Below are 5474 nucleotides of genomic sequence, written 5' to 3'. Positions count from 1 at the left end.
GACTCTTCTTCTCACCAAATTTCTCCAACTCATTTATAATTGTCTCTAATTCTGTTATCTCTTTATCAAACTTTGAAACATTTACATCCTTAAACACGGAAAGTCCGTTTATTTCCTTCACAGAATCGATATGAATTTTCTCCTCCCTTTTGAGAAAATCAAAAAACGATGGGAAATCTTTTTTTAAAGAAAATAGATATACCTCTTTAATCTTTTCTATCGCCATTTTCTAAAAGCACCTTCCTTATAACAAAATCAAGTGCCTCTTTGTACCTTTCCTTTGCCCTCTTTTCTATCAAATCTGCCTCTTTTTCTGCCTTTTTTAAAGCCTCTTCTTTCTTCAACTTAAACTTTTCTTCCAACTTCCTCTTCTCTTCCTCAATTACCTCTTTCAACTTTTCTTCTCTCTCCTCCAGTATCCTCCTCTGTTCCAGTATCTTCTCTCTTTTTTCTTTTTCCACTTTTCTCTTTGCCTCTTCTATTCTTTTCTCTGCAATCTCCTCTTCTTTTTTTATCTTTTTAAAAATCTCAACCTCTTCAGACATACTATCCTCCAATAAATTTTAATTTCTTCCCATCTATCTCAAATACTTTTGGCACATTACCTATTATATCACCATCAGCGTGTGCATAAAGATTTTCTTTAGAGTTTATCTCCACCCTCTTTGCCTTTAGAGTTTCTACTCTATCATGGTTAACATGTTTTCCCCCCGTGTAAACTCCTGGATAATTCCATAAAAGTGTGAATTTGCTCATCTTATGAAATATTACAACATCAAGAAGTCCATCATTTATCTTTGAATAGGGAGATACCTTCATTCCTCCTCCATAAAAAGGACCATTTGCTATAACTACAAAGAAAACAGGAATTTCTCTTACAACATTATCAATCTTGATCACAATCTCAGGAAGTTTCCATGACACAATGGTAGCAAATATGGATATCGCATAGGAGAGAGCTCTAAAATTTTTATAGGTGACATTTGCATTTCTTGAGACTTCAGCATCAAAGCCAACCCCACATGCATTTATGAACCTATCATTATCTACCTTTGGATGATCTACCTCAACAATCTTTCCTCCTTTAAGAATTAAATCAAGTGCCTTAATAGGATCCTTTGGGATATTTAAACTTTTTGGGAAGTCCTTTCCTCTTCCAGCGGGGATTGTTCCTATCACTACATCTTCACTTGCAACTCCTCTTGCCACCTCAGATACAGTTCCATCTCCCCCAACAGCAACTATATTCTTAAAGCCAGATCTTACAGCTTCCATAGTTAACTTCGTTGCATGTTTTGGATACTTTGTAAGAGCATAGTCAAAATTGACACCCTTTTCTTTGAGTATCTCTTTAATCTTTCTCCAAACAAGAAAACTTTTTCCCAATCCTGCAACAGGATTAACAACAAAAAAATACCTCATTTCACCACCTTTATGAAAATTTTATCATATAACCCCTGAATTACTGCACCCTCCTCTTCAAGTCTTAATATATATTCAATTATATCCTTTGTGATCTCCTCTCCTGGAACAAGTATTGGAAGCCCAGGTGGATAGGAAGATACAATATTTCCTGCTACTCTTCCTTCAGACTCCTTGATAGGTATAAGTTCCTTCGGCCTTAAAAAAGCTTCCTTTGGAGTCAATGCCATCTCTGGAATATCTGGAGACTTTAGCCTCATCTCCTTTTTCTTCCTTCTCATCTTTGATATATCTTTTAAAGCACCAAGAAGTCTCTGAATCTCATTGTCTGTGACGCCTGGTGTCATAAACAGGAGAATGTTTGATGAATCTGAAAGTTCAATCTCTATGTTGTATTTTTTATTTAAAATCTCCTCAACTTCAAAACCTGTTAATCCTATACCCTTTGTGTTTACTGTAACCTTTGTAGAGTCAAGATCAAATATGCCATCTTCCAGTATCTCTACACCAAATGAGTATAGTCCATCAATTTTATTTATCTCTTCCCTTAGGTAGTTTGCCTTATCAATTACATCATTCCAGATTCTCTCTCCTTCTGTTTCCATTTGATATCTAACTATATCAAGGGATGCCATGAAGAGGTATGAAGGGGAAGATGATTGGAAAAATGTAAGTGAATCATGAACTCTATCCATATCAATATTCTTCTCAAAAACATGAAGGAAAGATGTCTGAGTAAGAGATGGTAGGGTTTTGTGTGCAGACTGAACAATCATATCAAAACCAAGATTTATCCCTGTTTCTGGCAAATTTGGGTTGAATGGGAAATGGGCACCATGTGCTTCATCCAACAAAAGGATTGAGTTGTATCTTTTTCCCACCTTAACAAGAGATGGTAGGTCCTCGCACATACCGAAATAGTTTGGAGAAGTTAAAAACACAACTTTGGAATTTCCTTTTTTTAACTTCTCTTCAAGTTTTTCTGGAGTTATTCCCCATGGAATTTCAAGGTATGGGTGAATTTCTGGTTGAATGTACTCTGGAACAAGATCAAGAACTGCAAGACCACCTATTATTGATCTATGTGAATTTCTTTGGATTATCACTTTATCCCCTGGAGAGAGTGTGGAGGCAAGCATAACAAGATTACCCACTGTGCTTCCATTTATAAGAAAGAATGTGTAATCAACTTTAAATAGATTTGCTGCAAGCTCTTGAGCATATTTTATTACCCCCTCTGCCTTATGAAGATAATCCATTCCCTCAACCTCTGTAATATCAGAAAGTAAAGCCTTTTCTCCAAGCAAATCAACAAGAAATGGATGCGCCCCTTTTCCTCTATGGTGACCTGGCATATGAAAACAAGCTCTCTTTTTAGCAATATAATTCTTTAATGCAAAATAAATAGGTGGATTTCTCATTAACCTCCTGGTCGGGATAGCGGGATTCGAACCCGCGACCTCTTGGTCCCGAACCAAGCGCCCTACCAAGCTGGGCCATATCCCGGGATAAAAATTAAGTGGTCGGGGCGACAGGACTTGAACCTGCGACCCCCAGCACCCCATGCTGGTGCGCTAGCCAACCTGCGCCACGCCCCGACTGTATTAATTTTAAATTAATCCTATCCTTTTGTCAATAAAAGTGGCCGTGAAATAAAAAGTGTATTTTAAGAAGATAAAATGAGAAGAAGTGATGTAAAGTTCTACAATCTATTGACAAAAAGGAAAAAATTTGTTACCATTGTTACAAGTTTTAAATAGGAGATATTTAAATAGGAGGTGTTAAAATGAGCCAGAAGGAAAATGAATCTGAGGCTAAAGAGATGGAGTTTAAAAAGCTCTTTGAGCCCATTAAGATTGGTGGTGTGGAGATAAAAAATAGAATCGCAATGTCTCCTATGGGTATAATCGGATTAGCCACTGAAAAAGGCGGTTTTTCAAAAAGAGCTGAGAATTATTATGTAGAGAGAGCAAAGGGTGGCACTGGACTTATTATAACAGGTGTGGTAAAGGTAGAAAATGAGATAGAAAAGTTCCATGAGGGAATTAACCCATGTCCCACTATTGATCCAGGACATTTTATAATGACAGCTTATGAAATGACAGAGAGGATCCATGCCTACGGGACAAAGATATTTCTACAGTTGGGAATAGGCTTTGGTCGTGTAGCTGCTCCTCATTTAGTTGTTAGTCAACCCGTAGCTCCATCTCCAATACCCAACTACTGGGATCCATCAGTTACATGCCGTGAGCTTACCACAAAGGAGGTGGAAAGAATTGTAAAGATGGCTGCGGAATCAGCAGCTATAGCAAAGGAAGCTGGATTTGATGGTGTTGAGATACATGCTATGCATGAGGGGTACCTTTTAGACCAGTTTGCTATTGCAATGTTTAACAAAAGGACAGATAAATATGGCGGAGATTTAATGGGGAGAATTAGACTCGCCATAGAGGTAGTTAAAGCTATTAAGAAGGTAACTGGTAAGGATTTTCCTGTAACTTTAAGATTCAGTGTAAAGAGCTATATAAAGGACTGGAATCAGGGTGGTTTGCCAGGTGAAGATTTTGTGGAGAAGGGACGTGACACTGAAGAGGGATTAAAAATAGCTCCTATACTTGAAAAAGCTGGTTATGACGCCTTTAATGCCGATGCTGGTTCATATGATGCATGGTATTGGGCACATCCACCTGTTTATCAAGAACATGGTCTCTATCTCCCACTCACTGAACAATTAAAGAAAGTTGTTAATGTACCAGTAATAGTGGCTGGAAGGATGGAGATACCGGAACTTGCAGAAAAAACACTGGAGGAAGGTAAAGCAGCAGATATGATAAGTCTTGGAAGAGGACTTCTTGCAGATCCCGAATGGGGAAATAAGGTCTTGGAGGGAAGGATTGAAGATATACGCCCATGTATAGGATGCCATCAGGGATGTATTGGTCGTTTCTTTACTGGTAAACCACTCTCATGCGCAGTGAACCCTGCTTGTGGTAGAGAGATAGAATATGCTATCCATCCAGCAGAGAAACCTAAGAATGTTGCAATAATTGGTGGTGGTGTAGCAGGTATGGAAGCTGCAAGGGTAGCTGCTCTAAGAGGACACAAGGTTACTATTTATGAAAAGGCAGGAGAACTTGGTGGCCATTTGATAGAGGCTTCAGCAAGTAAATTCAAAAAGGACAATGCAAGACTTCTTGATTGGTATAAAACACAGATAAAGAAGTTAAATATTGACGTAAAATTGAATACTGAAGTGACACCCGAACTTCTCAATGAAAAGAAACCAGATGTGATTTTAGTTGCTACAGGTTCTAAACCTATTATGCCAAATGTTCCAGGTATAGACAAAGACAATGTCGCTACTGCCACAGATGTATTACTGAAGAAAAAACCTGTAGGACAAAAGGTAGTTGTAATTGGCGGTGGATTGGTTGGCTGTGAGACTGCTCTTGATTTAGCTGCAGATGGTAAGGATGTTACCATTGTAGAGATGTTACCTGAACTTATGTCCGCTGGACTTCCAGTACCACACATGAATAAAACCATGGTTCTTGACATGCTTAAATTCTATAAGGTTAAAGTTTTAACCAATACCAGTTTGCTCGAGGTAAAGGACAACGCTGTTGAAGTTATAGATAATAATTTCAAGAGAAGCACAATTCCAGCTGACACAGTTGTAATTTCTATAGGTCTCAAAGCTGATAGAAAGCTATATAACGAGATTGCAGGTAAAATGCCTAATGTTCACATCATAGGTGATGCTAATGGTGCACGTAACATTATGTATGCCGTCTGGGATGCTTACGAGGTTGCAAGAAATATATAGTTAGTTAATGTTAAATAAAGCACTCCTGTTCATGCAAAGAAACAGGAGTGCTTTTTATCTTATTAATCAGTAAATATTACCTGTAATGCAATCAGAAGTTGAATCCGCTAAAATTTATTGAATATTTGCCTAAATTTCTCAATCTATCAAGTATATACAGAAAATTGTATTTTTTAATTATTGTTTTTTCCTTATAAACCTTTAACTCTATTGCACCGTCTAAATC

Annotated in this window: 5 protein-coding genes and 2 tRNA genes; 1 reads left to right on the top strand and 6 read right to left on the bottom strand. The window is 37.7% G+C overall.

Going from position 1 to position 5474, the window contains the following annotated elements; genetic code table 11:
- The 6 genes from J7J33_01330 to J7J33_01305 form a co-directional block, all read right to left on the bottom strand.
- On the bottom strand, positions 1-226 hold a 226-nt coding region (locus J7J33_01330; GenBank protein ID MCD6167934.1), incomplete at its 3' end, for a hypothetical protein.
- Entirely contained in the window at positions 207-545 is a 339-nt protein-coding gene (locus J7J33_01325; GenBank protein MCD6167933.1) for a hypothetical protein, read from the bottom strand. The genes J7J33_01325 and J7J33_01330, both read right to left, overlap by 20 nt.
- A 1-nt stretch (position 546) precedes the next feature.
- Positions 547-1422: a diacylglycerol kinase family lipid kinase gene (locus tag J7J33_01320; GenBank protein ID MCD6167932.1), complete on the bottom strand. Its 876-nt coding sequence runs from the start codon at positions 1420-1422 to the stop codon at positions 547-549.
- Complete coding sequence (locus J7J33_01315) at positions 1419-2843, bottom strand: aminotransferase class V-fold PLP-dependent enzyme (protein ID MCD6167931.1); 1425 nt, start codon at positions 2841-2843, stop codon at positions 1419-1421. The genes J7J33_01320 and J7J33_01315 overlap by 4 nt, the downstream gene beginning before the upstream one ends.
- An 8-nt stretch (positions 2844-2851) precedes the next feature.
- Positions 2852-2928 (bottom strand) — tRNA-Pro (locus J7J33_01310).
- Between the two features lie 14 nt (positions 2929-2942).
- Positions 2943-3020 (bottom strand) — tRNA-Pro (locus J7J33_01305).
- A gap of 224 nt (positions 3021-3244) precedes the next feature.
- On the opposite strand from J7J33_01305, the gene J7J33_01300 reads away from it, so the two are divergent.
- On the top strand, positions 3245-5248 hold the full coding sequence (locus J7J33_01300; GenBank protein MCD6167930.1) for an FAD-dependent oxidoreductase: 2004 nt from the start codon (positions 3245-3247) through the stop codon (positions 5246-5248).
- Positions 5249-5474 lie beyond the last annotated feature (226 nt).

It is taken from the genome of Caldisericia bacterium (assembly GCA_021158845.1).
Classification (GTDB): domain Bacteria; phylum Caldisericota; class Caldisericia; order B22-G15; family B22-G15; genus B22-G15.
This window is presented reverse-complemented; position numbering and strand designations above follow the sequence as displayed.